The organism is Synechococcus sp. PCC 7336, from assembly GCF_000332275.1.
GTDB lineage: Bacteria > Cyanobacteriota > Cyanobacteriia > Thermostichales > PCC-7336 > PCC-7336.
On record NZ_CM001776.1, the window covers coordinates 4,168,634 to 4,195,513 of the forward strand.

Sequence of the window (26,880 nt, forward strand, 5' to 3'; positions counted from 1 at the left end):
CAGCAGTGCAGGCATAGGCTTCGCTCGAACTAGGGAGAGAGTCGCGCTTTCCCCCAGCGATTTTGCAAATACCACTCTGCTGTATGCGGGCACCAGGCTTTGAAGTGAGGCATCATCAGCTCGCACAAATGCCGAATTTCCGTCTGAGCATCTGCTTTGGCCCGCAAATCTAAAAAGTGCATCAGGCTGCGGCAGTTAAACGACACCACAAAATGTTGGCGAATGCCGTAACCCACCACATTGCGAGCATCCTCATACGGCACCCCGCACTCATTGACCAAGCGGTGATAGGCGATCGCCTGATTGCGATATTGCTCCAACACAATCTCGATCGCTTCGGGGGCGATCGGCTTCATCCCCTGCCGCGTTTTCGCCTGCCCCTGCGCAATCGTCTCCGGCAGGTAAAACAGTTTGTCTAGCCCTGCCCGATCCGGCTGAACTCCTTGCTGCAACTGAGCTCCAACCTCCGCCACATTGGCCCCCGTATAGCGGAAAGAATTATGAACCACAACCCCATTCGCAATAAAGTTGTGCCACGGACCATCCACTTCGATATCGTAGCTGGGTTGCATACCTAGGTACTCCACCTTCGCGACTCGGACAGGATGAGACACGAATCGCCTGCCGGGAGCCAAAGGCTTGGGAGACCAACTATCAACCGAAGCAATTGGCTGATAGCCTTGGGCAAACTCCTGCTCTAAACAGCCTGCTTCAATCTGCTGACGCAACCAATGGCGATCTCGATATAACTCATTTCCTGACACTAAAATGCCATTGCAGGTCAGATAGGAAAAACGACTGAAACTTACCACACGATTGTTGGCATCGACTTCTAACTCCACAGCATCCGCCATCCGCTGCCACCCATCGGGAGTATGCAAACGATGGTTAACGGTACAATTTAGTGTTTTGCCATCTGCCAAGGTCAGCCGGTAGATGGGCTGAATGCCACTAGACATGATAGTTTTGATGTGGCCTGCCTCAAATTCACCTGTCGTTTCATTCAAAACTCGCAGGCGCATCTTTTGTATACGACGCTTACAATCTCGACGATACGTACCGGGAGGTTCTCCCTTTCTGCCCCGAATGTGCCTTTCCCGAATAGCAATTTCGCCCTGCTCCCAAAGTTCGTAGAGTTCGCCAAGGGTCTTCTTCAGTTTCGAGCCAGTGTGACCTAATTTATCCACAAATGTAATTTCGGTGTTAGCAGCCAAACATTGCACGTCAAATGATACTCCAACTCTATGAGTTCGAGCCTGTTGCATAACCGCATGAGGAAAATTTCCAACTCCAAATGTAATTTGTGGGTGCTCTAAAGGACCGTAATGGCCTCGATTTCCCTCTAGCAAGCGCTTGATGACGACTTCGCCATAATTCTCTGGCAACGGGGACGAAGGGGTAATATACTCCGACGAATAGTCTTGGTGCATCGCCTGGTAAATCACCCGCTCGGGATCGGGGGTTTGGTTGAGAACGACGACTTCGAATAAGGAATCCATAAGCGGTTTTGACAGCGGAGGTGCAGCGATTGAATTGATTGTTGCTCAGCTTGTGAAGCCGCACGCGAACTTTCACGCAATTCACAGAATCTGGGGTCGCCGAACCAACATCAGTCGATCGCCTTCTCCAACTAGCCGTTACCCCTCTCAAAACAGCTATCTGAAGCCATGAAAACACTGTTATTAAGCTCGATTGCACATCTCTGGGAGAATTGAAGCGGGGTGCTACCGTAATGGCGTATGCCGCTTGCCGTGGAGTAGAGCATGTTTGAACGTGTGTTGGTCGCCACTGACCTTGAGGACGGAATGTACCGTCTTGCCTTGTGTTTGAAAGATTTTCACGAAGGGGGAGTCACACAACTCGGCTTCGTTCACGCCGTGCCCTTTGGCGATCGCCAGATGGGGGGATTGCCAGATTCTCACGACCTAGATTTAGGGAAAGCAAAAGACACGATCGAGCGTTACATCAACCCCGATCTGGCCGCTGCCACGATCTCGCCCGAAGTCATTGTGCAAGTGGGGCCGCCTGTAGAGGTCATTCAGCGCGCTGTTGAAAGCTTCAATGCCGATGTGTTGGTGATGGCTCCCCCCAGCCGCAGCCTGTTGGCGGAGAAGGTATTTGGCAGCAACACGATGAAGCAGATTCAGCAACTCAAAATTCCGGTGCTGATCGTGCGTCCGCAGTTTGTGGCCAGCATGACTATCGCCGAGCTGCAGTTGCGCTGTCGCCACCTGTTCGACTACCTGCTCGTACCCTGCGACCTCGATCGATCGCGCCAGAGCCTGCTAGATATGCTGTCGCCCATGCTCTGCCAACAGGCCAAGTGCGAGTCAGTGCTCATGATGTCGGTGATCGACACCGCCAGCCGCCGCTATACCGATCGCGATGCTGAAGAGCTGTGTCAAAATGCCGAACGCCAGTTACGGGAGCTAGGAGCCTATCTGGCCGAACAGGTGGGCCATCCCCTCTCGGTCAACTACTCTGTGCGCAAGGGGTCTCCTGTAAAAGAGATTTTGGCCGCTGCCCAAGATGAAGATGTCACTGCGATCGTGACCAGTTCCCGCAATATCGGCAAAATTTGGGAGCTGACCGTCCCTAGCATTACGGGCGAAATCATACGCCGCAGTTGGCATTCGGTGCTATTCTTCCCACCCGCGATCGCGGGCGGAGATTCCTGACGGCTACACCGTTAAAGGGGAGGATTGGCAGAGGCGATCGCCCCAATTGACGGGAAAGGCAATGGGTATGGAACCCTCGCGATCGGGCGAGCGCCCTCTAGCGAGCGCCCGCCACATCAGCTTAGGTTTGCCATTGGCAAGCTGCAGGGGATGCCAGCGGTAATGCAATTGGCCCCACTGGCGATCGGGGGCGGAGGAGATCGGTGCCTCTAGGTCGATGACGCGGAAGGCACAAAATGGACCGACCAAAGGGGGGGCGGTGAGGAAAGCAGTGTTGCGTCGAGCGTAAACCTTGGGAGTGTGCAGGTGACCGCTGAGGACGGCAGCCACATAGCGGTGGGTTTTGAGCATGGCGCGGAGCTGGCGGGCACTGTCTGGCAGCATGCGGTGGTTGCGAAACAGGACGGAGGCTAGAGGGGGTTGATGGATGGCCAGAATGACGAGCTCGTCGCGATATCGATCCAGTTGTTCCTGCAACCAGGCCAACTGAGGGGGGCGAACAATGCCTTGGGGGTCGGGACAAGGCCCCAGACTGGCATCCATCGCCATCAATCGCAAGCCGGGGAGAGGGGTGACGACAAAATCTGCCCAGCCAGTGGTCGCGGCCTCTAAGTGGAAATGTTGCCGACACCAGTTCAGGAAATCGGCGCGATTGAAGGTATCGAGATCGCCCTGCTGCCGAACGCCGCTGTCTGCGGCTGAAGTCTCCGAGATGGGCTCGTCAATATCGTGATTGCCGACGCTGAAGTAGTAGGGCACCCGCAACTGGCTGACAACTTGGCCGAACTGTTCGAAACTGAGGCGATCGGCTTCGTCCACCAAATCTCCCGTAAACACAACGAAGTCCAGGTCGGGTATGGCCTGGACTTGCTCGATCGCTTGTTGCAAAATTTCTACGGGATCGGCGGGCATCCACTGACAGCGGCACCGTTGCGGCTGCATGATATGAATATCCGAGAGCTGTGCAAATCTAATCCGGCGTCCAGTCATTGTCCTGTCACCCTGCGTTCTGCAAGCATTCACCGCTTAGCATAAACGCTATTGGTGCTGTCTTCAAACCCTCTCGCCCGTTCTCCCGCTCTGTCACCATGCCCTGCCCCAGTTGCCCCCCCCAGCCCGAAGACTTTCGCACCGAGTCGTATGATTACGAGCTCCCGCAAGCGGCGATCGCCCAAGTCCCGGTCGAGCCCCGCGATCGCTCCCGCCTGCTCGTCGTCACTGCTGCAGAACACCACCACCAACACTTCACTCATCTACCCGAGTGGCTGCAGTCGGGGGATCTACTCGTGCTCAACAACACCAAAGTCATTCCCGCCCGCCTGCTGGGGCGCAAGCAAACGGGGGGCAAAGTGGAAGCGCTGCTGCTCGAACGGCAGTCTGAAGACACTTGGCTGGCGCTGGTGAAACCGGGGCGACGCATTCCGGTGGGCTGTCAACTGGAGTTTGCGGCAGGATTGCGGGCGGAGGCGATCGCCAAACACCCCGAAACTGGCGGACGCTCGCTTCAATTCAGTTGGCCTGCCGAAGAGTCTTTCTGGAGCGCTCTCGATCGGGCCGGAACAATTCCCTTCCCCCCCTATGTCAAAGATCGCTTTGCCAGTGACGAACAGTACCAAACGGTCTACGCCACTCAACCGGGAGCCGTCGCTGCCCCTACGGCTGGCCTGCACTTTACCCCCGAATTACTCCAGCGGCTGGGCGATCGCGGGATTGCTACCACCACCGTTACCCTCCACGTCGGTTTGGGCACCTTCCGCCCTGTGGAAGTGGGCAATATTCTCGAACATGCCATGCATGGGGAATGGATTGACGTTCCGGCAGCAGCGGTGGAGAAAATTCGCCAGACACAGGCGGGGGGAGGACGCGCGATCGCAGTGGGAACCACCGTAGCGCGATCGCTCGAAACTGCGGCTCAATCGGGTCAATTACAGCCTTTTACTGGCAAAAGCCACCTGTTTATCTATCCCGGCTACGAATGGAAAGTCCTGGATGGATTAATCACTAATTTTCACTTGCCCCAATCGACGTTATTGATGATGGTCAGCGCCATGTTGGGGCGATCGCGCCTGCTCGATCTCTACGTAGAAGCGCTGAAATATGACTATCGCTTCTATTCCTTTGGCGATGGCATGCTACTGTTACCGTCGAACTGACTCGGGATTGGCAGCAATGGCGGTACTCGCAATCTTGCTCTTGGTGGGGGGCGGCATCTGTTCGGGCATCATCGCAGGCATACTCGGCATTGGCGGCGGCGTTTTATTAGTGCCTTTGTTAGTCAGCGCCGGACTCACTCCCGTCGAAGCGGTTGCCACCAGCAGTCTCGCCATTTTGATGACCGCCATATCGGGAAGTCTCCAAAACTGGCGTATTGGAGCCCTCGATCTCAGAAAAGTGATTGCGCTGGCTCTGCCGGCTTTGGTCACGGCTCAAATCGGTGCCGAGCTTGCCGATAAGATTCCACCCCATCTCCTCTTGATTGGATTTGCTTTACTGCTGCTGGTCAATGTCTATTTAATTGCGTTGAAAAAACAGGCGATCTCCCAAGCCCTCAATCGAGAAATTACCACCAGTCAGGAGAACGACACCACGAGTCAGGAGAGCGGCACCATCAGTCAGGATAAGAGCGACACCCCAGTCGTCGCTCGCGATGCTGGCCAAACCAAAAACCTAGCACTCGGTCGCTTGGCGACAGGCGGAACGGCAGGACTGTTGGCGGGTCTCTTTGGCGTCGGGGGGGGCGTCATTATGGTGCCGCTGCAAATTTTGTTATTGGGAGAAGCCATCAAGCCAGCCATTCGCACCAGTTTGGGCGCGATTGTTTTAACCGCCATTTCAGCCAGTTTTGCCCACGCCAGACTAGGCAATGTGGTCTGGTTGGCCGGTGTTGCCGTTGGGCTGGGGGGGTTAATGGGGGCGCAATTGGGCACCCGCTTTTTACCGAAACTGCCCGATGAAATCGTCAGCTTGGCCTTCCGCGCCCTCATGGCTATTCTCGCGGTCTACACATTCTGGAAAGCTTGGCAGGTCTTCCAGGCTGGGTGACTTGGCAGCACTCGCTGAAGTGGGATTGAATTTCTAGTGTTTGCTGAAATTATTCTCCGAGCTTGGGCACTATATGTAGAGTAGTTAACCCCAGCTAAGTCATCATGAACGCTAACTGTGGATATCTTGGCAAGAAAATTGCTTGGCGTGAGGCATTGGATGCGAAGTGGTTGATTTTGGGCATCGTTCGCAAGGAAGAGGGCGAACAGGTGTTGATTGTCAGCGAGCACAATTCCACCGATCGCGCTTTGATGCCGTTTGGACTATTCCAGGATGCTCTGGAAGCCGGGATCTTGACAGAAGTCGCCGCTTGAAGCGACGAGCAAGCGATCGCCGGGGCGATCGCATCCACATTATGCCTAACTGACTGACGCTGCAATGCGTTCTCGATCGAGGTTTCGACCGATAAATACCAATTGAGTTTGACGGCGATCGGTCGCTCTCCAGGGGCGATCGTAAAAGGAATCAAAGCGCTGCCCCACCCCCTGAATTGCCAAACGCATTGCCTTCCCCGGTATGTCTACAAACCCCTTGATGCGGTAAATCTCCTGCTGCTTTACCAGCGCTTCCAGCCGAGCGACTAACTCTGCTGGGTCAAAAACTCGATCTAAGGCGAGGCAGAACGACTGAATATCGTCGTCGTGGTCGTGCTCTTCCTCGTCGTCGTGGTGGCTGGGGCGGCTGCCCAGATTGTCTTCCACTGAGGCGTTGAAGCCCAACAGAATCTCGGGGCTAATTTCCCCCTGCTGGCAAGGGATAACCTTGACTCCAGATTTAATCTGCCCCTCCAGCCACTGTATTACCCTGCGCTGGCTGGAGGCGTCGACGCGATCGCCCTTGGCCAGCAGCACCATATCCGCACAGGCCAACTGATCTTCAAATAGCTCTTCAATCGGGGTCTCGTGCTCGATACTCTCGTCTGCCCGTCGCTGCGCCTCCAGAGCCTCCAGTGCGCCCACCACCTGCCCGTTGGCGAGGGCTTCGCAATCCACCACGGTCACGACGCCGTCAACGGTGGCTTGGGTGCAGATTTCGGGCCAGCGAAAGGCTTTGACTAACGGTTTGGGGAGAGCGAGTCCAGAGGTTTCAATCACAATGCAGTCGAGCCGATCGCGCCGCTGCATCAGTTGCTGCATAGTGGGTAAGAATTCCTCTTGGACGGTGCAGCAGAGGCAGCCGTTGGACAATTCCAAAATGTTGCGATCGGGCTCGTCCGTTTCATCGCAAATCTGGCAGGAGCGCAAGAGCTCGCCATCAATGCCCACTTCGCCGAATTCGTTGACCAAAACGGCAATGCGGCGACCGCGATTGTTTTGCAGGAGGTGGCGAATCAGGGTGGTTTTACCAGCTCCTAAAAAGCCGGTGACAACGGTTACGGGGATTTTATGCACGAGAAATCAACCTGAGTGTCGCAGCGCGCGCGACGGGATCGAGCAGATAGCGCGCTTTAACCTACCACATTCCTACGGGCAGCCTGCATGCTTGCAGAAACAGCAATCGTTTCAAACGCCACGTATCAACCTATATTTAGAGCTGAAAATTGTCCTAACTAATTTAATACCACCACATGTGGTGGTATTGCGGATATGATTGAGCAGCGCATGCCCTTCGGCATCCGGTCGCGGTTCCCCTACTTTTAAATTCGGTTATGGACTCTACAGATCGTCAGCTACAGGTCCTCAAAACTCGCTTCCACCAGCAGGCCCAAGCCCTTGCCGAGTCGGAAGCGCTAGCGATTCAAAACATACAGCGAGCGGCAGAGCTGGAACAGCAACTGGCCGATTGCCAATTGCACAGCGGCCAATCCGACCTAGTGGATGAGATAAAGCAGCAACTGGCTCAGAGCGAGAGCGATCGCCAGCAGCTCGCCCAAAAATTTCAGGAGGTTGCGGCCCAGCACAAGAGTCTCGCGCAACAGTTGGCTGCCTCGCAAGCCGAACAAGCCACTCTGACCCAGAAACTTCAGGAGGCGATCGCCCAGCCAACAGCTGATAGCACAGAAGCATTGCGAGAAGCCAAGCGCCGTCAGGAAGTGGCCGAGGCTCACCATTACGTACTCAAACGCCAATACGAAGCACTGCAAAACCGCGTCAAAGAACTGGAACGGGAATGCTCGCAAGCTCACGCCACAGGGCGCGATCGAGAACGTGAATTGACGGAAGTCCAAACCGCTAAGGCTGAGCTGGAAGAACAGGTGAATGCGTTAAAACAACAAATTCTGCAGGCGCAGGCTGCCCGCAAACAACTCGTAAAAACTGCGGCAGAACCCAAGTCTGACTCTGGCCGCGATCGCATTCTTCCCTTACCTGGAGCAGACGGCGAGTCAAAACCGTCCTCTAGCCCCTCCGAGCTACCGCTTGCCCTTTCCAGTCTGTCCCTCCCCAGCATTCCTCCCCTAGCCTTGAAGCGAGAGGACTCCCCGGTGCCCATGCGCAAACTCGATCGCCGCGTTCGTACTCTTGCGGCTTCCTCTGCCGAGATCGTGGCTCCTCAATCTCCTACTCCTCCTGCTTTGCCCTCCAAGCCCGCCTCCCATTCGAGCCGCCGCCATTCCGCCGTCGTCGATTTACCCGCGTTCCTGAGACGGGGCTAAAATCGGTACTTGCCCGCCCTCCCCGATTGCCCACTGCTGTCACAAGGGGATTGCTGGAGCTGAGCAACCTGTCAGGTGAGGGTTAACGGAGATTGAATGGCAGTAATGCGACCGGTGGGGGTGGATCTGTTTGCTGGAGCGGGCGGCATGACGTTGGGCTTCGAGCAGGCAGGGTTTGACGTGCTCGCTGCTGTCGAGCTAGATCCGATTCATTGTGCCGTCCACGAATTTAACTTTCCGTTTTGGCGCATTTTCTGTCGCAGTGCAGCTGAGATTACGGGGGCGGAAATACGGCAGAAGTCGGCGATTGGCGATCGCGACATTACCGTTGTGTTTGGCGGTCCCCCCTGCCAGGGGTGTTCCACGATGGGCAAGCGGGCTTTAGACGATCCGCGCAATGACTTGATGCGTCAATTTATTCGCTTAGTGGGGGAATTGCAGCCCAATTATTGTGTGATGGAGAATGTGCGCGGTCTGACGCTGGGCAAGCATCGCCAACTGCTAGACGAACTGGTAGAGACGTTGGGCGAAAACGGCTATGCTGCCCAGTTCGAGTTGCTCAATGCCGCCCACTTTGGCGTCCCGCAGGATCGCCAGAGATTATTTCTGATTGGCTGTCGCCAAGGGCAGAATCTTCCCTCCCATCCCAGCCCGATCGTCCGTCCGGCCAAGCCTTTGCATCGCGTCAGCGAGAATTCCGATTTGCCTAGAGGCCCGACAGTGGCCGAGGCCATTGCCGATTTACCCGAGATCGAGCAGTTTGAGGAGTTGTTCGCTCGCGACTGGGTGGAGGTGACGGGCTCTTCCCCCAAAAGTGAGTACGCGCAGCAGTTGCGGGGCGATCGCAGGGGCGATCGCGACTTTTCCTATCGCCGCCGTTACAACCCCAATCTGCTCACCTGCAGCACCCGCACCCGCCATACCCCCCTGACGATCGAGCGGTTCCGCGAGACCAAACCGGGGTTTACCGAACCCATCAGCCGCTTTTTCAAACTGGATGCCCGCGGCTTGTGCAACACTCTCCGGGCCGGTACCCCCAGCAGTCGTGGAGCATTTACCTCCCCCCGCCCCGTCCACTACCAGTTTCCCCGCTGCATCACGGTCCGCGAAGCCGCTCGCCTGCATTCTTATCCCGACTGGTTCCGCTTCCACAGCACGAAGTGGCACGGCTTTCGTCAAATTGGCAACTCGGTCCCCCCACTGCTCGCCCGAGCCGTTGCTGCCGAGATCTTGCGGGCCTCTGGCATATCCCGCGTCCCACCCAAACCGCTTCTCCCTTTAGGCAATGTCGAGCTATTGACGTTCAAAATGACCCGAGCTGCCCGCCACTATCAGGTGAGCCACCACACCATCGCCCCCCGCCAAAAAGTTGTTGTGCCGTCGAGAGTCTGACGGGTTTTTGCCCGAGGTTTCGCGTGGCTGCGGAGCTGAGTCGTTAAACTGGACGGGAATTGGCGATCGGAAATCTTATGGCCAAGCTCCCACGGGCAATCCTCGCTCTCGCAGTCGCTCTGCTAACGGTTGCGACCGCAACAATTGTTTACAGCCTGCAGAAAGAAACGGGTAGGGAAGTGGCTCGCTGGCAAGAGGCTCAGTGGCAAGAAGTCGGTCAACTGCCCATATCCCTCGAATCGCACGGGATGGTGGCTCTGAATGGCTTTGTTTACGTGCTGGGGGGCTGGAATGAATCGAATGGACCGCATTCCGAGGTTTTCTTTGCTCCCTTGACTCTAGAGGGCAGGCTGGATGATTGGCAGCAAACAACCGCTGCTATGCCGCTGAGGCTGCAGCACCATGCAGTGATGACCCATAACAATGCTCTCTACGTGTTGGGGGGTGACAATGGCTTTTGGGAAAATAGCCGCGTTTCGGATCGTATTTTTCGCGCTGTTCCGAACGATCGAGGAGATATTGCAGAATGGGTGGAGGTGGGAAAACTGCCGCAGCCGCGCACCGTTCATGCCGTGACAGCCATCGGCGATCGCGTTTACGTTTTAGGGGGCACTCGGACTTTCCGTCCGGGAACAGAGGTGCTCGATACGATTTTCACGGCCACGATTTCCCCAGAAGGGCGTTTTGGAGAGTTTCAAACCCTCTCTCCTTTCCCCAACCCGATTAGCTGGCTAACAGCCACGACCGTCGATCGCCGCATTTTTGCAATCTCCGGCAGGGTCAGTTTTAGCCAGGGGTTTGGCCCAGTTGGCTTGACGGCAGAGATCTGGGTTGCCGAAGCAGAAGCGGATCTGCAGCTATCTCCTTTCGAGGCGATCGGGACGACGGCAGCCCGCGGGCGTCATGCCACTGTGCTCTTAGATCGGACTCTAGTGTTAATTGGGGGCGGGGGAGCTAATGGTGCTCTCTCCACTGTTGAAGCGGCAGAGGTAGACCCGCAAGGCAACCTGTCGGCATGGAGGGAATTGGCTCCGTTGCCCGAAGCCCGCTTCGCCCACGCTGCCTTCGCTCGCGATGGCTACATTTATGTTTCTGGGGGGTTCTTGCGCTTCGGCGACAATGCCACCAGTCGAAAAGTGTTTCGGCTGACCTGGCACGAATAGACTTCTTGCCCCTCGCCAACAGCGCCGAGCGATCGGAACTGTTCATGCTTGAAAAAATGATTTGGAGATCGTCTTGACATGGTACGCGTCCAATCTAAACTGCTGACATTGGAGGAGTTTCTAAAACGACCGGAAACGAAGCCTGCGAGTGAATATATTGATGGAAAAATCATTCAGAAGCCAATGCCTCAAGGAAAACATAGCCGTATTCAAGGAGAGCTTTTAGCGACTATCAATAGTTTGGTCAAGCTTCAAAAAATTGCTTGTGCATTCCCTGAATTACGTTGCACTTTTGGCGATCGATCGACTGTCCCCGATATTTCAGTTTTCGCTTGGGATCGAATTCCCTGTGATGAGAATGGAGAAATTGCTAATGCATTCCCCCTTGCTCCAGATTGGACGATTGAAATTTTATCCCCTAGCCAAAGTCATACAAAAGTAACGAAAAATATTCTTCATTGTCTCAAATATGGAACTCAGATGGGTTGGTCGATCGACCCAGACGAAAAGGCGGTGTTTGTTTATCGCTCCAAGCAAGAAACTGAGGTCTTCGATCGGCCAGACATGCTGCTTCCCGCACCATCTTTCATGAGTGTATTCAATCTTACGATTGACGATTTATTTTCCTGGTTATTACTGTAAATGTAGAATTGAAAGAGGGTGGAGGTTTACTCGGTTGATGAATCGAGCGATCGCCGTTTTTCACTATTGTTTCTCAGCCATTCCGCGAGCTCTGCTTCCTGCACGCGGCCATCGGCGAGACCCTCCATGACGAGAACGGTTTGAGGACCTGGCTGCTCGAATTGATATCCATTGAGTCCTAGGAATACTGCCATTGCAGCTAATCCCGTACGTTTATTGCCGTCAATGAAAGCATGATTTTGCGTAATTCCATATCCATAGGCAGCGGCTAGTGTAAAGATATCGGGGGATTGATACGCATAGAGATTTAGGGGTCTAGCGATCGCAGATTCTAATAGTCCGCGATCTCGAATTCCCACCGAACCGCCAAATTGGCCGATGGAGGCGTTGTGGAGAGCAATAACAATGTCAGCAGTCAACCATCGCGGCTCTGTCACTTAGCCAGTTCCCGCATGACGTTGCGGTGGGTACTACTGAACTCCCGATAGAGTTGCATCGCTTCTGCGAAAACGGGATCGATGGGTTCGATGATGAGGCGACCCGCTTCGGCCACAATGGTGACGGAGTCGCCTAACTGAATGCCAGCTTGTTCGAGGACATTTTTGGGGAGGGTGACTGAGGCGGAGTTGCCCGATTTGCGCACTCTGGTGGTTGAGGTATTGGGGTTTGGCATTGGCTTGGTCGGGGGTTGTCATTACAGGGTAATGACAACAACAGGTATCGTCAAGGTCTAGCTCGGAGTTCCGCTCGCAAGCATTGGGTCAGTCACCTGCGATCGCCTTCGTCCCGGTCAGCAAGCCAAACTTAATCAGACCGCGAGCGTATCCCTGCGACATCAATCGCAAAGCCAAGGTGGCGCGCACCGTGCTCCATCCTGCTGTCAGCACTTTCAACAACACCCTCAAATCCTTGGCAGAATCCATCACCAAATCCCAAAAGGGGGCAACCTCAGCAGACCAATCGGCGCTGCGCAGGCTGTCGAGGGGAAACGATCGCGCGATCGCCTCGTACTCCCCCAAACTCACCACGTAGGGCAAGCAATAAACATCGTAAATCTGGGCTAAATGCTGCTGCTCTGCTGCTGTCAGTGCCCCCTCTCGGTGGCACCAAGTGGCCACAATCAACTGCCCTCCAGGCGCGAGCACGCGGCAACATTCCGATAAAAAGCGCTGTTTGTCCGGCATGTGCTCGCCACTTTCAAGACTCCAGACCAGATCGAAGCTGCCATCTGCAAATGGCATCGCGAGGGCATCTGCCACCTGAAACGAGGTGCGATCGGCTAACTGCGCCTGCACGGCCCGCTCCTGCGCTCGCCCAGCCTGCACCGGACTGAGGGTAATCCCCGTCGCTTGCGCCCCAAATCGCTCGGCTAGATACAAGCTACTGCCGCCAATACCGCAGCCCACATCCAACAAGCGATCGACCGTCGAGAGTTGGGACCAGTCAATCAGGCGATCGAGCAAGTCAATCTGAGCTTGACGGCGATTGGGGCGCGGCTGCTCCGGTTCGTAATAGCCGTGGTGCATGTGTTCCCCCCACACTTCCTCCCACAGAGCGGAGGAGCGATCGTAGAACCGTCCGATCCGCTGGTTGAGGGCAGTGCGATCGCCGTGAAAGTCAGACATGGGGTTCGTGCAGGTTGAAGGCGCTGTGGACGACTTGCAGAGCGCGATTGCCCTCTGAGGCGCGGACAATGCAGCTCACTTTAATTTCTGAAGTGGAGATCATCTCTAGGTTGATGTTAGCGGATGCCAGGGCCGCAAATAGCTGGGCTGCTGTGCCGGGATGCGCTTCCATAGAGGCTCCGACAATACTGACCTTCGCCACATCTTCGTCGATCGCCACGCCACTGCAACCCAGCTCGTCAGAGAGTTGGTACAGTAGGGTTTTGGCGGTGGGAGCTCGATCTAGGTGGATGGTAAAGGCGATGTGATTGGTGGCAGCTCCCTCCAGATTGGTTTGGCTGCGCTGGCTTTGAGAAATGGTATCGACGGCAATGCCTGCGTCCGCCAAGCGACGGAAGATGCGGGCAGCATAGCCGGGGCGATCGGGTACATCCAAAATGGCCAAGCGGGCTTGGTCGAAGTCGAGGGCAACGCCACTGACTGGCGAGTGGTTGCGGATTTTTGAAGGGGCGGGATCGGCAACGGCGTGAGGAACCACCTGAAAATATTGGCTGAGCTGGAGAGCCGCATCTCCAGCCCGATCGGCAGCAATGATACAACTGACCTTAATTTCAGACATGGAAATGAGCTGTAGGTTGATATTGGCAGCAGCGAGCACCTCGAACATTTCGGCAGCAATGCCGGGACGACCGATCATGCCCGCCCCCGCAATGCTAATTTTGGCCACTTCGCAATCCAGTTCTACTTCCCGGCAGCCCAAGTCCCTCGCGACGGTTTGGGCAGCTTCTGCCGCTTCCGCTGCCACCGATCGCGGCACGGTAAAGGCGATGTCGTTGGTCATCTCGCCCTTGGTCTCGTCAGGCGGGGTGGGATGGATCGATTGCAGGATGGTATCGACATTGATGCCCGCAGCCGCGATCGCCTCGAACAGGCGGGCAGCCACGCCAGGGCGATCGGGCACCCGCAGCAGCACGATTTTGGCGCGATCGCGATCGGCGGTGACGGCATTGACGGCCTGCGAAGTTTCCAAGCTGGCAAAGCTGGTGCGGCGACGGGGAGGGGGAGACAGGATGACGGTGCCCGGTTCGTCGGTCCAACTGGAGCGTACGACTAACTTCATGCCGAAGTTGCGGGCCAATTCCACCGCCCGAGGGTGCAGCACTCGTGCCCCCAAGCTAGCCAGCTCTAGCATTTCGTCGCTAGTAATTTCGGGCAGCAGTTGGGCTTCGGAGACTCTGCGGGGGTCGGTGGTTAACACCCCCGGCACGTCAGTGTAGATTTCGCAGGCTTCGGCTTGCAAAGCCACGGCTAAGGCGACAGCGGTGGTATCGGAGCCCCCCCGCCCGAGGGTGGTGATTTCGAGATCCATTGCACTGGCAATCCCTTGGAATCCAGCCACAATAGGAACTTTGCCGCGCTCTAGATGTTGTTGGATGCGATCGGTGACGATTTTGTGAATGCGGGCGCGGGAGTATTCCCGTTCGGTGAGGATGCCTGCTTGAGCGCCGGTCATGGAGATGGCGGGACAGTCGAGCTGCTGCAGGGCCATCGCCAGTAGCGCAATGCTCACTTGCTCGCCAGTCGAGAGCAGCATGTCCATTTCGCGGCGGAGGGCAACATCGTCGCTGGGGTGGGGCACGATGTCGCAGGCCAGCTTCGCCAGCAAGTCGGTTTGTTTGCCCATAGCCGAAACCACCACCACCACCTGGCGGCCAGTGGCGACAGTGGCGGCAACTCGACGAGCGACCGCCTGAATGCGTTCGACAGAGCCGACGGAAGTGCCTCCGTATTTATGGACGATCGGAGCCATGACAGATTGAAATCGATGCTGAGCAATCTTACTGCGATCGCGTCCCGCTTGCATCTCAATCGACAGGATTTTCAACCCTCAGCTCCAGATCGCCCCTCCAATCGTAGAGGTTGAGTAATCTAGAAACAGGCTTGAGGGTATATCGGCGTTTTCAACGAGATGGTTATTCAGACAGGACAGCCAGAGCGAACCATTCCGCCCCTCGAAAGCGGCGACAAACTGACTCGGACTGAATTCGAACGTCGCTACGAAGCGATGCCCCACGTTAAAAAAGCCGAGCTGGTCGAAGGAATTGTTTATATGGCTTCTCCCTTGCGCTTTAGAAGTCATGGAAATCCTCGCAGCCGCATTGTGACTTGGTTGGGGGTTTACGAAGCTGCTACCCCTGGCGTTGTCTCCGGCGACAATGCCACTGTCCGTCTCGATGTCGATAATGAACTCCAGCCCGATGCATTACTGCGCTTCGAGCGTGGGGGGCAGTCTGTGATTAGCGCGGATGACTATGTGGAGGGGGCACCGGAACTGATTGTAGAAATTGCGGCCAGTAGCGCTTCTCTGGACTTAGGCGACAAGCTCGATGTTTACTGCCGCAATGGAGTACGGGAATATCTGGTCTGGCGAGTGTACGATCGCGCCTTCGATTGGTTTCGGCTCCAAGCTGGAGTCTACGATCGCGTAGAGGGAGTGGGAATCATCCGCTCCGAACAGTTTCCGGGGCTCTGGTTAGATCCTGCTGCCTTATTGGCCGGAAACTCGGGACAGGTCTTAGCTGTCTTACAGCAAGGTCTCTCCAGTGCAGAACATCGAGCTTTTGTCGAACGCCTTTCAGTCACTGCAACTGAGTAACGGGAACTCAACGGTTCCGAAGTGGGTCATGGGGGCCAGTCAGCGATCGCACTCAGTTGAATCAGCCATTCTCAGGATTTATTGAGAGCCTAGAGCTAATCTGAAATCGCCACCATTACCCTTGAGGATCGAATAATGACCCAGACGATCGCAAAACCGCAGTCGATCGCTGACTGGTTGGGAGACGAGGCAGACGATCTGCTCAATTACACTGCGAAGGTGTCGAGGGATTTATTACATTTGCCCAGCTCGGACTGGGTCGAGCGCATCTTTAGCCCCAGCGATCGCTCCCCTCAAGTTTTGCGAAGCCTGCAGCAGCTTTTCGGCGCGGGACGGCTGGCCGATACGGGGTACCTGTCTATTTTGCCGGTAGACCAAGGCATCGAGCATTCGGCGGGTGCTTCGTTTGCCCCCAACCCCCTGTATTTCGATAGCGAGAATATTGTCAAGTTGGCGATCGAGGGGGGCTGCAACGCTGTCGCCACCACTCTAGGCGTTTTGGGCACCGTATCCCGCCAATACGCCCACAAAATTCCCTTTATTGTCAAAATCAACCACAACGAACTGCTCAGCTATCCCAATCGCTACGACCAAATTCTCTTTGCATCCGTGGAACGGGCTTGGAATCTCGGGGCAGTGGCGATCGGAGCGACGATTTATTTTGGCTCGCCGGAGTCGGCACGGCAGATTCAGGAGATCGGTGCGGCCTTTGCCCGCGCCCACGAGCTCGGCATGGCCACCATTTTGTGGTGCTATCTGCGCAACGATGTTTTCAAGCAGGATAAGGACTATCACCTCGCTGCCGATCTCACCGCTCAGGCCAACCACCTCGGCGTCACCCTTCAAGCCGATATCATTAAGCAAAAGCTGCCCTCTTGCAATGGGGGATATGCCGCTGTGACGCAGGCAACCGGTCGGTCCTACGGCAAAACTAGCGATCTCGTTTACAGTCAACTTTCCAGCGACCATCCCATCGATCTCGCCCGCTATCAGGTGCTCAATTGCTATGCCGGTCGGGCAGGGTTAATTAATTCGGGGGGCGCTTCGGGACAAGATGACTTTGCCGAGGTTATTCGTACCGCTGTAATTAACAAGCGAGCCGGCGGTATGGGGCTCATTTCTGGCCGCAAAGCCTTTCAGCGCCCATTCGACGAAGGAATCCAGCTATTCCATGCCATCCAAGATGTTTATCTATCTGACAGCGTGACCATTGCTTAGAGCGTTGCCCAGGTTGCCTATTTTCAGCAAAGTCCCTCTCGTGCAGAGCGATCGCGCGAAAAGTAGTTCTGTTCGCAGGCCAACACCATTTGGCGAGTGCTAGGCTAACCACATCTACACCCGTCAAAGTCCCATTTAAACCGCTTGTAGCAACTCCATGATCCCCATCGGTGACAATATTCCCAGCCAACGACCGGCTGTCGTTGTAAAGTGTTTGGTGGCCACCAACATTTGCATATTTTTGTTCGAGCTATTGTTGATGTCCGGCGGTCAGTTGGAAGACTTTTTCCGCACATTTGCCATCATCCCCGCCCGCGAAATTGGCTCTCTACAGCAAGTTCTGTCTGGCAATATTTTTGTGTTGCCATTACTCCTGCTGCCCATTTTGACTGCGATGTTTTTGCACGGCGGCTTTTTTCACATTGCAGGCAACATGCTATTTCTCTGGGTGTTTGGGGATAATATCGAAGATTTGATGGGCCACTGGCGATTCCTCGCCTTCTATCTCGTCTGCGGCTTTGGAGCGTCTGCGGCCCAAATCCTCTCGGACACGAGCTCGCTCGTGCCCAATCTCGGGGCCAGTGGCGCGATCGCCGGAGTGCTGGGGGCCTATCTGATTAATTTCCCCAGAGCGAGGGTAGAAGCCATCCTACCGCTAGGCTTTTTCTGGCTTCCCATTCAAGTCCCCGCCCTATTCTATTTGGGTTTTTGGTTCGTTCAGCAGACGTTTTACAGCATTGCATCCTTAGGCGTCAACAGCGAGATGGGCAGCGGCGGCATTGCCTTCCTCGCCCATGCCGGAGGATTTATTTTCGGAGTTTCGCTCTTTAAATTCTTTGCCATTCACAAGAGTTCGCAAGCGCTCTTTTAAGGATTTAGCGATCGCCTTACCGCCACTCGACCTCAAAGCACCTACCACTTCAAGAGATTGAAACTCTCCATATCGATCGTGGCCCGGTTGCGGTAAATTGCTAGCACAATGGCCAAGCCAACCGCCGCTTCCGCTGCCGAAACCGTAATCACAAACACCGAAAACACCTGTCCGCGAATGGCTTGCGAATCGAGGAAGTTGGAGAAGGCGATAAAGTTGAGGTTGACCGCATTGAGTAGCAGCTCGATTGACATCAGCACTCGCACTGCGTTGCGGCTGGTGACAATGCCGTAAATGCCGATGCAAAAGAGAATTGCGGCGACGACGAGAAAAAATTGCAGCTCTAACATACGACCTCACTCGGCCTCAGAAGGGGAACTTGCCGTCAGGGTTTCGCGGGGGCGCTCTAACAGCGCAAATTCCACGTTGCTTCCTTCAGGGGAAACCTCAGCGATAAACTCGCGGCGGGCAATCACGATCGCCCCAATCAGCGCCATTAACAACAGGATAGAGGCCACCTCGAAGGGCAGCAGGTAATTGGAAAAGAATTGCCCGCCGATCGTCAGAATACTGCTGACCCCCTGCACTGGCTCGATCTGCCAGTCGGTGGTGAAGGCGATCGCCCCCAACAAGAACAGCAGGCCACCGCAGGTAACCGCCGTCAAACCACTCCGCAGCCAGCCCAACGGGAGCGGTTTGAAGTCTTGCTGGCGATTCACCAGCATAATGGCAAACAAAATCAACACATTGACAGCGCCGACATAAATCAGCACCTGTGCAGCCGCCACAAAATCGGCATTGAGCAACAGGTAGAGGCCCGCCATACTCAAGAACACGCCCCCGAGCATAAACGCGGCGTAAACGATGCTCGGCATCAACACCACCCCGAGGGCAAATCCAACTGCCATTGCAGCTAAGATGCCAAAGCTAACTAACTGAACCCCTTCCGATAGCTGCACGAATGCTCTCCTCGATCGACTGCACGCAAATTTCAAGCCCTATTAGTGTAAGCGGTATTGCCTACTCTCCATCTGAAGTTGCTGCTGCCTTCGCCTCCCGCAGCTCGGCCAAAATATCTTCCGGTCGCTTGCCGGCCCGCTGCGATCGGGGCTCTAAGTCGTGGGGCTCCATCACCCCTGCGGGTAAGTAGGCCAACTCCCGCAGCGGCGTCACCATCGGGTCTTCCGTGGCCTTATAGGGCAGCCGCCCCAGTGCCACTTGGCTGAAGTTGAGTTCGTGGCGATCGTAGGCTGCCAGATCGTACTCCTCCGTCATGGACAGGGCATTGGTGGGGCAAAATTCCACGCAGTTGCCGCAGAAAATACAGACGCCGAAATCAATGCTGTAGCTGTACAGTTCCTTTTTCTTCAGCTTGGCATCGAAGGCATAATCCACCACCGGCAAGTTGATCGGGCAGACCCGGACGCAGACTTCGCAAGAAATGCACTTATCGAACTCGAAGTGAATCCGACCCCGAAACCGCTCCGAAGGAATCAGCTTCTCGTAAGGGTATTGCACGGTAATGGGGCGGCGACTCATGTGGTCGAAGACCACCGTTAACCCCTGACCGATCGCCTTGGCCGACTGCCAGACATCGCTGGCATAGCCGCCGACTCGATTTAGAAACTTCATTGCTAGTCTTCCCTCTCAATAGATAGGACGGATTAACCGCCAAAGTAGGCCGGTAGCGCCAACTTCAAGGCTGCTGTCAGCAGCAGATTGGCTAACGAAATGGGCAGCAGGAATTTCCAACCCAGATCGAGTAATTGGTCGATGCGGACGCGGGGCAACGTCCAGCGAATGATGATGGCGAGGAATACGAACAGGAACGCCTTAAACAGGGTCATGACAATGCCCAAGGCTGCGGCAAGCACCTGAAATAGCGGATTGTAGATCGAGATCCCGACCCAATCGGCGATCGCATCCACCGGCACAATAAACGACCAGCCGCCCATATAAAGCACGGTCGCGAGTAGAGCCCCCAACAGGAGATTGGCGTAAGAGCCCAAGTAGAACAGGGCAAATTTCATGGCCGAATATTCAGTCTGGTAGCCCGCCACCAATTCCTCTTCTGCCTCTGGCAGGTCGAAGGGCAAGCGTTCCGCCTCGGCGAGGGCAGAAATCAGAAAAATAACAAAGCCAATCGGCTGCCGCCACAGATTCCAAGACAGAATGCCCAAACCCTGCTGCTGCTGCACGATCTCGACGGTGCCCAAGCCGTTACTCATCATGGCGATCGCCAACACCGACAGCGCTAGGGGCAATTCGTAACTAATCGACTGCGCCGCAGCCCGCAGCCCCCCCAAGAGCGAGTATTTATTGTTGGAGGCATATCCCGACATCAGCAGGCCAATGGGCTGGATGCTAGAGACCGAGATAATCAGAAACACCCCGACCGCTAAATTGGTCAGCAACATGTTCTGACCGAACGGGATCACCAAGTAGGAAAAAAAGACCGGCAAGAATACCAGAATCGGTCCGAGGGCAAACAGCAGCGGATCGGCATTGCCGGGGGTGACATCTTCTTTGGTCAGCAACTTGAGCCCGTCCGCCAGCGGAATCAACAGTCCTTCTGGACCCGCTAAGTTCGGTCCCACCCGCTGTTGGGCTGCCGCCGAAATCTTTCGTTCCAGCCAAGTGAGCACCATCACCCCCACCGTAACCCCAACAATCAGGACGAGCATGGGCAAGGGCAACCACAATGCTGAAGCGACATCCGGGCGCACCCCAAAACTTGTCAGGGCTTCCACAAAACTGCGTTGTAGGTCTAGACCGGTTTCCATACTGGGGAGAGCTCGCGAAGGGTGGGTGTTAACGAAAGAATTAGCGTAATAACGAGGAAATTAGCGTCAAGAGAGGGATTTCAGATGCTTAGGTAGGCGAATTAGCGATCGACCTCTCCCATAATGATGTCGATGCTGCCTAAGATGGCCATGATATCGGCCAACTTCATGCCGCGCACCAACTCGGGCAACACCTGCAAATTGATAAAGCCCGGCGGACGAATCTTGAAGCGCCAGGGAAACACACTGTCATCGCCGACGAGGTAGACCCCCAACTCTCCCTTCGGTGCTTCCAAGCGCACGTAGTGCTCCGCCTCCGGCACCTTGAACATGGGGGATGATTTCTTACCGATGAACTGATATTGAAAATCGTTCCATTCGGATTTGGGACCGCCCGCCATCCGTTGGGCTTCCAGATTCTCGAACGGACCTCCCGGCAGGCCGTCTAAAGCTTGGCGAATAATTTTGACCGACTCGCGCATCTCCCGCACGCGCACGAAATAGCGAGCCAAACAATCGCCAGCCGTTTCCCACTGAATCTCCCAGTCAAAATCGTCATAGCATTCGTAGTGGTCCACCTTGCGCAGATCCCACTTCACCCCCGAAGCCCGCAGCATCGGACCGGACAGGCCCCAGCTAATGGCGTTTTCGCGGGTGACGGTGCCCACCCCTTCAGTGCGGTTGCGCAAGATCGGGTTTTTGGATAGCAGCCGCTCGTACTCGTCAACTTTGGGCAAGAGATAATCGCAGAAGTCGCGGCACTTATCCACCCAGCCGTAGGGTAGGTCGGCGGCCAATCCGCCAATGCGGAAGTAGTTGTGCATCATCCGCATGCCAGTGGCAGCTTCAAACAGGTCGTAAATCATCTCCCGTTCGCGGAAGACATAGAAGAAGGGAGTTTGAGCGCCGATGTCGGCTACGAAGGTACCCAACCACAGCAGGTGGGAGGCGATGCGGCTCAACTCCAGCATGATGACGCGGATGTATTGAGCCCGACGGGGCACTTTCACGTCGGCCAACTGCTCGGGGGCGTTGACGGTGATAGCCTCGGTGAACATGGTGGCGAGATAATCCCACCGCGTCACGTAGGGCAAGTACTGGACAATGGTGCGATTCTCGGCAATTTTCTCCATCGCACGGTGCAGGTAGCCCAACACCGGCTCGCAATCCACGACATTTTCGCCGTCGAGGGTGACAATCAGACGCAAGACGCCGTGCATGGAGGGGTGGTGAGGCCCAAAGTTGAGCACCATCCGGTCCGCTTTGGTTTCGATCGTCGGCATAGGTGCCGTCTCCTGCGTCTGCAATGGTTTTAGACGAAATCCATTATAGGAGGATTTTCCTACGCTGCGGGATGGATTCGCCCGTTTCGATCGCGTTACAAATCCGCCATCCGCATTACAAACCCGCCATCTGGGCTGTTGTCGGCCTCTCGCTCTCAGTCTGGCATCAGAGTGCCGTTCGGTCGAGAGCTCTACGATCGGGCGATCGCTATTCTGTACAGATCTGTAGCGGATAGCTGCCAAACACCTTTAGCACTGCCACAATCTGCTTCAGTTCCTGTAGCACATTAGATAGGTCGGCCCGATCGGGGTGTTCTAAATCGATAAAGAAGACATAATCTCCGATCGCCTTTTTGGTCGGTCGAGATTCAATCCGCGTCATATTAATGCCCGCTCGTGCCAGTACTTGTAGCGGCTGCACCAGCGCCCCGGGTACATTTGCCTTAGCGGAAAACGCTAACGACGTGTAATTCCCTCCTGGCGACGGCTCCCGACTCACCACCCAAAATCGCGTGCAATTATTGTCGTAATCGGCGATCGAGCGCGCCAAAATGGGCACCCCGTAGACCCGAGCTGCTCGTTCGGAAGCGATCGCGGCCAACTGGCGATCGCCCTCCAGTCGCTTCAACTCGCTCGTGTTCGAGGTGGCTGCCACCAGGATCGCCTCGGGGAGGTTGCGGGCCAGCCATTGCTGGCATTGGGCTAATGCCTGTGGGTGGGCGTAGACTGTGCGGATGGCGTCGAGGCGATCGGCAAACCCCATCAAATGGTGGCGAATGGGCATAATTTGAGTGCGGTGAATCTGCAGCCCCTCTAACTGCCATAGGGTATCGAGCGTAGCTGCTACTGCCCCTTGCACCGAATTTTCCACCGGCACTACTCCCCATCCCACTTCTCCCTCGGCGACTGCAATGAGGGTGGCGGCATTGGTGGGATAGGGGGCTAATTTAGCTGGTTCCGCTTGAAAGGCAAGCGCTGCGGCCTCAGTAAAGGTCCCTGCAGGGCCGAGATAGGCAACGGTATCGGCTGCACTCATGCAAGCAGAATCGACGCAACATCCTCCCAACCATACCGCTTTGCGGATCTCGCCAAGCCGGTCAGTTGCACCTAGCAACACCCCCCTCGTTCAAGTCATTGAGCATCCTCTATATTCAATTGCGTTTGATAATATGCGTGCGTATCGAAGCAAACCAAACTCATCTACTCCTCCGAATGTCCGTAGCGTATCTCAGAGACAAAGCCATTTACATCTGTAATGTTTTCAAAGGTGTCACCCATTAAATCCTTTAACTCATCAAACACGTCTGACAATGACCTTTCTTCGTAGTCACTCCAATTTTCTATGAAGCTGCGCTGAATACTGCATCAACAATGAAGTCCCAGCCCGTCAGTGAACGGACGGTTTCTAAAGTGAGTTGGCCGAGAATCTCTTGAATTCTTTCCCACAGTTGTGAAAGCGTCTCGTGATTCTCCCAGCGCAGCGGTGCTTTAATATATTCCCAAAACCGTTCAATTGGATTCAGCTCTGGAGCTTTGGATGGCTGGAAGATTGGAATGATATTTTCTGGCCAGTCTATCTCGTCAGAACTGTGAAAACTTGCACTTTGTGGGGAGAAAAGGCATCTTGTTGAATCTATTCTCAATCAGTCTGTTTGGCTGGATTTGGAGGCTCAATGATGTACCATCCTCTTTTGCGCAAGCTTTTCTTGTCAATCTTCACGTTGTGCTGCGCGATCGGCTATCCGTGCTAGATTAGGTGCGAACTAAAGTACGCGATTAAAGTACGCGATTAAAGCGAAGGGCAACAGCATTAGCCGTGCCCAACTCTGGCAGACCGAAGCAAATTCTGTTCTATGCCGACGAGGCAGGGAACGAAACGTTTACAGAATGGTTGGAAAGCTTGCGCGATGTTATGGGACGGAAGCGTATTCTGACCCGGTTACGTCAATTGGAGCAAGGAAATTACGGGGACTGTAAAAGGCTGCAAGATGGTGTGTACGAACTGAGATTATTCTTCGGGCCAGGATACCGAGTTTATTTCGGAGAAGACGGAGACACTATCGTTGTGTTGCTGTGTGGCGGCGATAAAAGTACGCAAGCCAAGGATATTGAAACCGCTAAGGCTTATTGGCAGGAGTACAAGCGTCATGAGTAAGTACCGGACACTCGACCAGGTAGAGGAGGACTACTTTCGCAAGCATCCCGAGGAAATCGAAGACTACATTGCACTGATTTTTGAAGAATTTTCCGAGCATGGCGATACTGGAGCGCTGCTTGCTTCTTTGCGGTCGATCGCGCGAGTGCGGGGGGTGACTGCAACGGCAGAAGCTGCCGGGATGAGTCGAAAGGGATTGCAGAAAGCTCTGTCGGAAGAAGGCAATCCAAAATTGGCTAGTGTGAACGCCATCATGCAGGCGTTGGGATATCGTCTTGCTCCGCAGAAATTAGTAGCGACTTGAATACTCTTTTTGGATCTCAATATTCCAAAAGGGAAGTCGGATTTTTGAATTGGCGAAAATATAAATATATGAATATCCGCCAATCGACAAAGCTAAAAATTCGAGATAAACTCGCCCTAATCTGGAGGACAAATCTAGTGATGGTAACGGCTTCTGGCTTCAAAGGAGGCTGTGGGAAAACCACTTCTGCGGTACATATCGCGAGTTACTACTACTATGGTGTCTTTTTTTAGCTCTGAGTGGTCGCGAACTACCATAAACCTCATCCATGTTGAGACCTGGAGTTTTCAGGCGTTGCACTCAGCCCCCTAAATCCCCCACCAGTGGGGGACTTGTGAGAGTCTGTTGGCTTCGTTCTACAACTTGAATGACCGCAGATTGGCCGGTTCGTCTTCCCAGTCTCCAAACCCCAGCTAGCACTGTCGTCAAGTCCCCCAGAATGGGGGATTTAGGGGGCGAATGCAGTGGTTAACAGCGTTAGTGAGGGGAACTAAAAGGTGCCTCATTAAAACTAAAGATTTCTGACTAGACTTGGTTTAGAAGCTATCATGTCTTCAATAGATTCAATTACTTCTGCGATCTCCTTCGACCGCAGTTTGCCTGGGAAGATGTCTTTATAAATGTCCAGTCCAGCTCAAACGGGTCTTGGATTACCGGCTGAATAAAGATTGAGTCGTAGGGCGATCGCCCCTAAACCATCGACATTGACAATAAAAGCGCCGGAGCTTTAGGCACCCCAGCGCTTGGAGATCGCAAATTGGCAGCGATCGATGAAGGAAACTAGGACTCGTCAACAATGCGAGCGTAGAACAACCCCTGAACCCGAACTAAGCGAGATTCTAAGGTGCCTTGCTCGTCGCTAGACTTTTGGTAGCTGATGAAATTACCGGCCAGTTCTCCAGTGTAAGGATCGACGCGAGCAATTTGAATGGAGATTTTACCCTGAGTAAAATCATCCGTTTTGATGGAACCTTCAGGGAACTCATCCTGAGCGGCTTGCAAGCCATTCGCCATTTCATAACCAGTCTCGGAACCGCGACCGCGAGGGTCGAGGAACATGCTGGAGCGATAGCCAGGAACGCTGTAGGTGCCCTCGAAGTCTAAAGAAGCGTTGATGCTGCCATCAGAAGACTCTCCCGTCGCTCTGAGCTTTTTAATGCTCAGCAATGTGGGTACCTGTTCGTTACCGGGCAGTTGAGCGGTTATGGCCTGGAAGGTCATGCCATCCAGCACATTGAACTCTAACGTATCGCCATTCGACACGATCTCCGCCTGAGCGGGACCGAGGGTAAAGGTCTTGCGAGTCAGATTCTTGGTTCTGACAAATTCTTTGTCGCCACCGCGACGCTCTTCTTCGGCCTCAATCGAAACGGGCTGAAAGCAAACATCGTCCAATTTGACGACCTGACCGGCAGTCATGGGAACTTTGCCGCGAGCGACGTCGGACACTTCGGGGCATAGGGCAGCCAGCCCCGTGCTGTGAATTTGATCGTAGGTGAGCGGCCCCTGCTGCTGGGGAGCCCCTCCACAAGCAGTTACGGTGAAGCCCACAAATAAGGCCAGCAGCATCGCAACCAGGGAACGGTACCTCATCTTCAACCTCGTTAAAACGGTGCAACACATGAACAGATGTTAAGCATCAATCAATCGATTGGCAATTCAAAGCCCCAATATGGGGTTTCGATGTCAGGCGCTAGTCGGGCAAGTTTGCAGGTCGTGCGAATTAGGTCGAACCTAGCCTGCGCAGGCGCTAAAGCCACACCGTGAAGTCCATCGGCAGCTCTTGGGCCTAACTGACTCCGCGATCGCAAGTTCGTCGAAACTGCGGGCAAAGCCGAAGTCAATCTCTCATACTCTTAACAATTGCATATTATTGTACGAAATTGCGTCTTGTTTGCTGCGACCATCGTCCTGTGACGAGACTCTCGTACGCGATCGCCGCCATTGTTTTCCCGGTATGTCTCCTGTGACAAACAGTCCCAACCCTTGTCTGCCCTGAGAAACACATCGTTAGAACGGCTCGGTATGTTTCGTAAACTAGACTCGAACAACCCGTAGATTTATGAATTTTCCTAAAGACGAACTCCCCCCAGAGTTGCAAAGCTTGGCCGCCAACGTTGAGGACTTGGCGAAAGAGAGGCAGGGTAACTGCCTCGAATTATTGCAGTTGCTGCGCCTGCTAGAAGAATTGCACCGCGACATTCACGACAGTCTCTTTCAAGAGTCGCTGCCCGATAGTCGCCAAGCCCTCTACGCCCTTTTGCAAGATATTGAAGCCAGCGGTTCTTGGCCCTACATTCCCCGCATGCACATCCGAGCTCTGTTGCAGAATCTATCCGCTGCCGATCTCAATCCTGGCTTGCAAGTCATACCGCCATACCCACCGAATTAAAGCGGCGACATCTTAACAAAAGTTTTCATTGTGGCGGAATCTCTGGGGTTTTGCCTGAACCGAAGGCTCTCATACACTAATAT

29 protein-coding genes are annotated in these 26,880 nt (G+C 54.7%); 14 read left to right on the plus strand and 15 right to left on the minus strand.

Annotation, left to right across the window (positions count from 1 at the left end; all coding sequences use genetic code 11):
* Positions 1 to 29 precede the first annotated feature (29 nt).
* Positions 30 to 1,499: an FAD-dependent thymidylate synthase gene (locus SYN7336_RS19730; RefSeq protein ID WP_017327668.1), complete on the minus strand. Its 1,470-nt coding sequence runs from the start codon at positions 1,497 to 1,499 to the stop codon at positions 30 to 32.
* 264 nt (positions 1,500 to 1,763) lie between these two features.
* Between SYN7336_RS19730 and SYN7336_RS19735 the strand changes: the two genes are divergently transcribed.
* Positions 1,764 to 2,678, plus strand: a complete 915-nt coding sequence (locus SYN7336_RS19735) for a universal stress protein (RefSeq protein WP_017327669.1) — start codon at positions 1,764 to 1,766, stop codon at positions 2,676 to 2,678.
* A 3-nt stretch (positions 2,679 to 2,681) separates the two neighbouring features.
* On the opposite strand, the gene SYN7336_RS26925 is transcribed toward SYN7336_RS19735, so the two are convergent.
* Complete coding sequence (locus tag SYN7336_RS26925; RefSeq protein WP_051039849.1) at positions 2,682 to 3,668, minus strand: metallophosphoesterase; 987 nt, start codon at positions 3,666 to 3,668, stop codon at positions 2,682 to 2,684.
* A gap of 98 nt (positions 3,669 to 3,766) precedes the next feature.
* Between SYN7336_RS26925 and queA the strand changes: the two genes are divergently transcribed.
* The 3 genes from queA (at position 3,767) to SYN7336_RS31245 (ending at position 6,034) form a co-directional block, all read left to right on the plus strand.
* Complete coding sequence (queA, locus tag SYN7336_RS19745; RefSeq protein WP_017327671.1) at positions 3,767 to 4,831, plus strand: tRNA preQ1(34) S-adenosylmethionine ribosyltransferase-isomerase QueA; 1,065 nt, start codon at positions 3,767 to 3,769, stop codon at positions 4,829 to 4,831.
* 16 nt (positions 4,832 to 4,847) lie between these two features.
* Positions 4,848 to 5,720, plus strand: coding sequence for a sulfite exporter TauE/SafE family protein (locus SYN7336_RS19750; protein ID WP_017327672.1), 873 nt, complete (start codon positions 4,848 to 4,850; stop codon positions 5,718 to 5,720).
* A gap of 104 nt (positions 5,721 to 5,824) precedes the next feature.
* A complete protein-coding gene (locus tag SYN7336_RS31245; protein ID WP_017327673.1) occupies positions 5,825 to 6,034 on the plus strand; it encodes a hypothetical protein in 210 nt (69 codons plus the stop codon).
* 45 nt (positions 6,035 to 6,079) lie between these two features.
* On the opposite strand, the gene cobW is transcribed toward SYN7336_RS31245, so the two are convergent.
* Positions 6,080 to 7,111, minus strand: coding sequence for a cobalamin biosynthesis protein CobW (cobW, locus tag SYN7336_RS19760; RefSeq protein WP_017327674.1), 1,032 nt, complete (start codon positions 7,109 to 7,111; stop codon positions 6,080 to 6,082).
* Positions 7,112 to 7,368: 257 nt separating this feature from the next.
* Between cobW and SYN7336_RS19765 the strand changes: the two genes are divergently transcribed.
* The 4 genes from SYN7336_RS19765 to SYN7336_RS19780 all read left to right on the plus strand — a co-directional run bounded on the left by SYN7336_RS19765 (position 7,369) and on the right by SYN7336_RS19780 (position 11,510).
* Positions 7,369 to 8,313 (plus strand): hypothetical protein, encoded by a 945-nt coding sequence (locus tag SYN7336_RS19765; RefSeq protein WP_017327675.1) that lies wholly within the window; start codon positions 7,369 to 7,371, stop codon positions 8,311 to 8,313.
* Positions 8,314 to 8,409: 96 nt separating this feature from the next.
* Positions 8,410 to 9,705 carry a DNA cytosine methyltransferase gene (locus SYN7336_RS19770; RefSeq protein WP_026101170.1) on the plus strand — a complete coding sequence of 432 codons (1,296 nt, stop codon included), beginning with the start codon at positions 8,410 to 8,412 and terminating at the stop codon, positions 9,703 to 9,705.
* Positions 9,706 to 9,782: 77 nt separating this feature from the next.
* Positions 9,783 to 10,868 (plus strand): hypothetical protein, encoded by a 1,086-nt coding sequence (locus SYN7336_RS19775; RefSeq protein WP_017327677.1) that lies wholly within the window; start codon positions 9,783 to 9,785, stop codon positions 10,866 to 10,868.
* Between the two features lie 78 nt (positions 10,869 to 10,946).
* Complete coding sequence (locus tag SYN7336_RS19780) at positions 10,947 to 11,510, plus strand: Uma2 family endonuclease (RefSeq protein WP_017327678.1); 564 nt, start codon at positions 10,947 to 10,949, stop codon at positions 11,508 to 11,510.
* Positions 11,511 to 11,536: 26 nt separating this feature from the next.
* On the opposite strand, the gene SYN7336_RS19785 is transcribed toward SYN7336_RS19780, so the two are convergent.
* The 4 genes from SYN7336_RS19785 to SYN7336_RS19800 all read right to left on the minus strand — a co-directional run bounded on the left by SYN7336_RS19785 (position 11,537) and on the right by SYN7336_RS19800 (position 14,945).
* The gene (locus SYN7336_RS19785) at positions 11,537 to 11,947 is read right to left on the minus strand and encodes a type II toxin-antitoxin system death-on-curing family toxin (RefSeq protein ID WP_017327679.1); all 411 of its coding nucleotides are present in this window, start codon (positions 11,945 to 11,947) and stop codon (positions 11,537 to 11,539) included.
* Positions 11,944 to 12,183 (minus strand): AbrB/MazE/SpoVT family DNA-binding domain-containing protein, encoded by a 240-nt coding sequence (locus SYN7336_RS19790; protein WP_017327680.1) that lies wholly within the window; start codon positions 12,181 to 12,183, stop codon positions 11,944 to 11,946. The genes SYN7336_RS19785 and SYN7336_RS19790 overlap by 4 nt, the downstream gene beginning before the upstream one ends.
* Before the next feature lie 88 nt (positions 12,184 to 12,271).
* The gene (locus SYN7336_RS19795; RefSeq protein ID WP_017327681.1) at positions 12,272 to 13,135 is read right to left on the minus strand and encodes a methyltransferase domain-containing protein; all 864 of its coding nucleotides are present in this window, start codon (positions 13,133 to 13,135) and stop codon (positions 12,272 to 12,274) included.
* Positions 13,128 to 14,945: an aspartate kinase gene (locus SYN7336_RS19800; protein ID WP_038027348.1), complete on the minus strand. Its 1,818-nt coding sequence runs from the start codon at positions 14,943 to 14,945 to the stop codon at positions 13,128 to 13,130. Before SYN7336_RS19800 ends, SYN7336_RS19795 begins: the two co-directional genes overlap by 8 nt.
* A gap of 159 nt (positions 14,946 to 15,104) precedes the next feature.
* Between SYN7336_RS19800 and SYN7336_RS19805 the strand changes: the two genes are divergently transcribed.
* The 3 genes from SYN7336_RS19805 to SYN7336_RS19815 all read left to right on the plus strand — a co-directional run bounded on the left by SYN7336_RS19805 (position 15,105) and on the right by SYN7336_RS19815 (position 17,880).
* Entirely contained in the window at positions 15,105 to 15,791 is a 687-nt protein-coding gene (locus SYN7336_RS19805) for a Uma2 family endonuclease (RefSeq protein WP_017327683.1), read from the plus strand.
* A 135-nt stretch (positions 15,792 to 15,926) separates the two neighbouring features.
* A complete protein-coding gene (locus SYN7336_RS19810) occupies positions 15,927 to 17,009 on the plus strand; it encodes a class I fructose-bisphosphate aldolase (protein ID WP_017327684.1) in 1,083 nt (360 codons plus the stop codon).
* Positions 17,010 to 17,166: 157 nt separating this feature from the next.
* Positions 17,167 to 17,880: a rhomboid family intramembrane serine protease gene (locus tag SYN7336_RS19815; protein WP_017327685.1), complete on the plus strand. Its 714-nt coding sequence runs from the start codon at positions 17,167 to 17,169 to the stop codon at positions 17,878 to 17,880.
* Positions 17,881 to 17,921: 41 nt separating this feature from the next.
* Here the strand turns inward: SYN7336_RS19815 and nuoK are convergent, their stop codons facing one another.
* The 7 genes from nuoK to SYN7336_RS31250 form a co-directional block, all read right to left on the minus strand.
* Positions 17,922 to 18,230: an NADH-quinone oxidoreductase subunit NuoK gene (gene nuoK, locus SYN7336_RS19820; RefSeq protein ID WP_017327686.1), complete on the minus strand. Its 309-nt coding sequence runs from the start codon at positions 18,228 to 18,230 to the stop codon at positions 17,922 to 17,924.
* A gap of 6 nt (positions 18,231 to 18,236) precedes the next feature.
* Complete coding sequence (locus tag SYN7336_RS19825; RefSeq protein ID WP_017327687.1) at positions 18,237 to 18,839, minus strand: NADH-quinone oxidoreductase subunit J; 603 nt, start codon at positions 18,837 to 18,839, stop codon at positions 18,237 to 18,239.
* A 61-nt stretch (positions 18,840 to 18,900) separates the two neighbouring features.
* Complete coding sequence (gene ndhI / locus SYN7336_RS19830; RefSeq protein WP_017327688.1) at positions 18,901 to 19,512, minus strand: NAD(P)H-quinone oxidoreductase subunit I; 612 nt, start codon at positions 19,510 to 19,512, stop codon at positions 18,901 to 18,903.
* A gap of 32 nt (positions 19,513 to 19,544) precedes the next feature.
* On the minus strand, positions 19,545 to 20,663 hold the full coding sequence (gene nuoH / locus SYN7336_RS19835; RefSeq protein WP_017327689.1) for an NADH-quinone oxidoreductase subunit NuoH: 1,119 nt from the start codon (positions 20,661 to 20,663) through the stop codon (positions 19,545 to 19,547).
* Between the two features lie 101 nt (positions 20,664 to 20,764).
* Complete coding sequence (locus SYN7336_RS19840) at positions 20,765 to 21,946, minus strand: NAD(P)H-quinone oxidoreductase subunit H (RefSeq protein WP_017327690.1); 1,182 nt, start codon at positions 21,944 to 21,946, stop codon at positions 20,765 to 20,767.
* A gap of 208 nt (positions 21,947 to 22,154) precedes the next feature.
* Positions 22,155 to 23,060 (minus strand): prephenate dehydratase, encoded by a 906-nt coding sequence (gene pheA / locus SYN7336_RS19845; protein WP_227498547.1) that lies wholly within the window; start codon positions 23,058 to 23,060, stop codon positions 22,155 to 22,157.
* Between the two features lie 226 nt (positions 23,061 to 23,286).
* Positions 23,287 to 23,589 (minus strand): hypothetical protein, encoded by a 303-nt coding sequence (locus SYN7336_RS31250; RefSeq protein ID WP_156820243.1) that lies wholly within the window; start codon positions 23,587 to 23,589, stop codon positions 23,287 to 23,289.
* Positions 23,590 to 23,762: 173 nt separating this feature from the next.
* Between SYN7336_RS31250 and SYN7336_RS19850 the strand changes: the two genes are divergently transcribed.
* Both SYN7336_RS19850 and SYN7336_RS19855 read left to right on the plus strand, forming a co-directional pair.
* Positions 23,763 to 24,101, plus strand: coding sequence for a type II toxin-antitoxin system RelE/ParE family toxin (locus SYN7336_RS19850; protein WP_017327692.1), 339 nt, complete (start codon positions 23,763 to 23,765; stop codon positions 24,099 to 24,101).
* Positions 24,094 to 24,405: an addiction module antidote protein gene (locus tag SYN7336_RS19855; RefSeq protein ID WP_017327693.1), complete on the plus strand. Its 312-nt coding sequence runs from the start codon at positions 24,094 to 24,096 to the stop codon at positions 24,403 to 24,405. Before SYN7336_RS19850 ends, SYN7336_RS19855 begins: the two co-directional genes overlap by 8 nt.
* Before the next feature lie 780 nt (positions 24,406 to 25,185).
* Here SYN7336_RS19855 and psbO read toward each other — a convergent pair.
* Positions 25,186 to 25,998, minus strand: coding sequence for a photosystem II manganese-stabilizing polypeptide (gene psbO / locus SYN7336_RS19860; RefSeq protein WP_026101172.1), 813 nt, complete (start codon positions 25,996 to 25,998; stop codon positions 25,186 to 25,188).
* A 469-nt stretch (positions 25,999 to 26,467) separates the two neighbouring features.
* Between psbO and SYN7336_RS19865 the strand changes: the two genes are divergently transcribed.
* Positions 26,468 to 26,797 carry a hypothetical protein gene (locus tag SYN7336_RS19865; protein WP_017327695.1) on the plus strand — a complete coding sequence of 110 codons (330 nt, stop codon included), beginning with the start codon at positions 26,468 to 26,470 and terminating at the stop codon, positions 26,795 to 26,797.
* Positions 26,798 to 26,880: the final 83 nt, after the last annotated feature.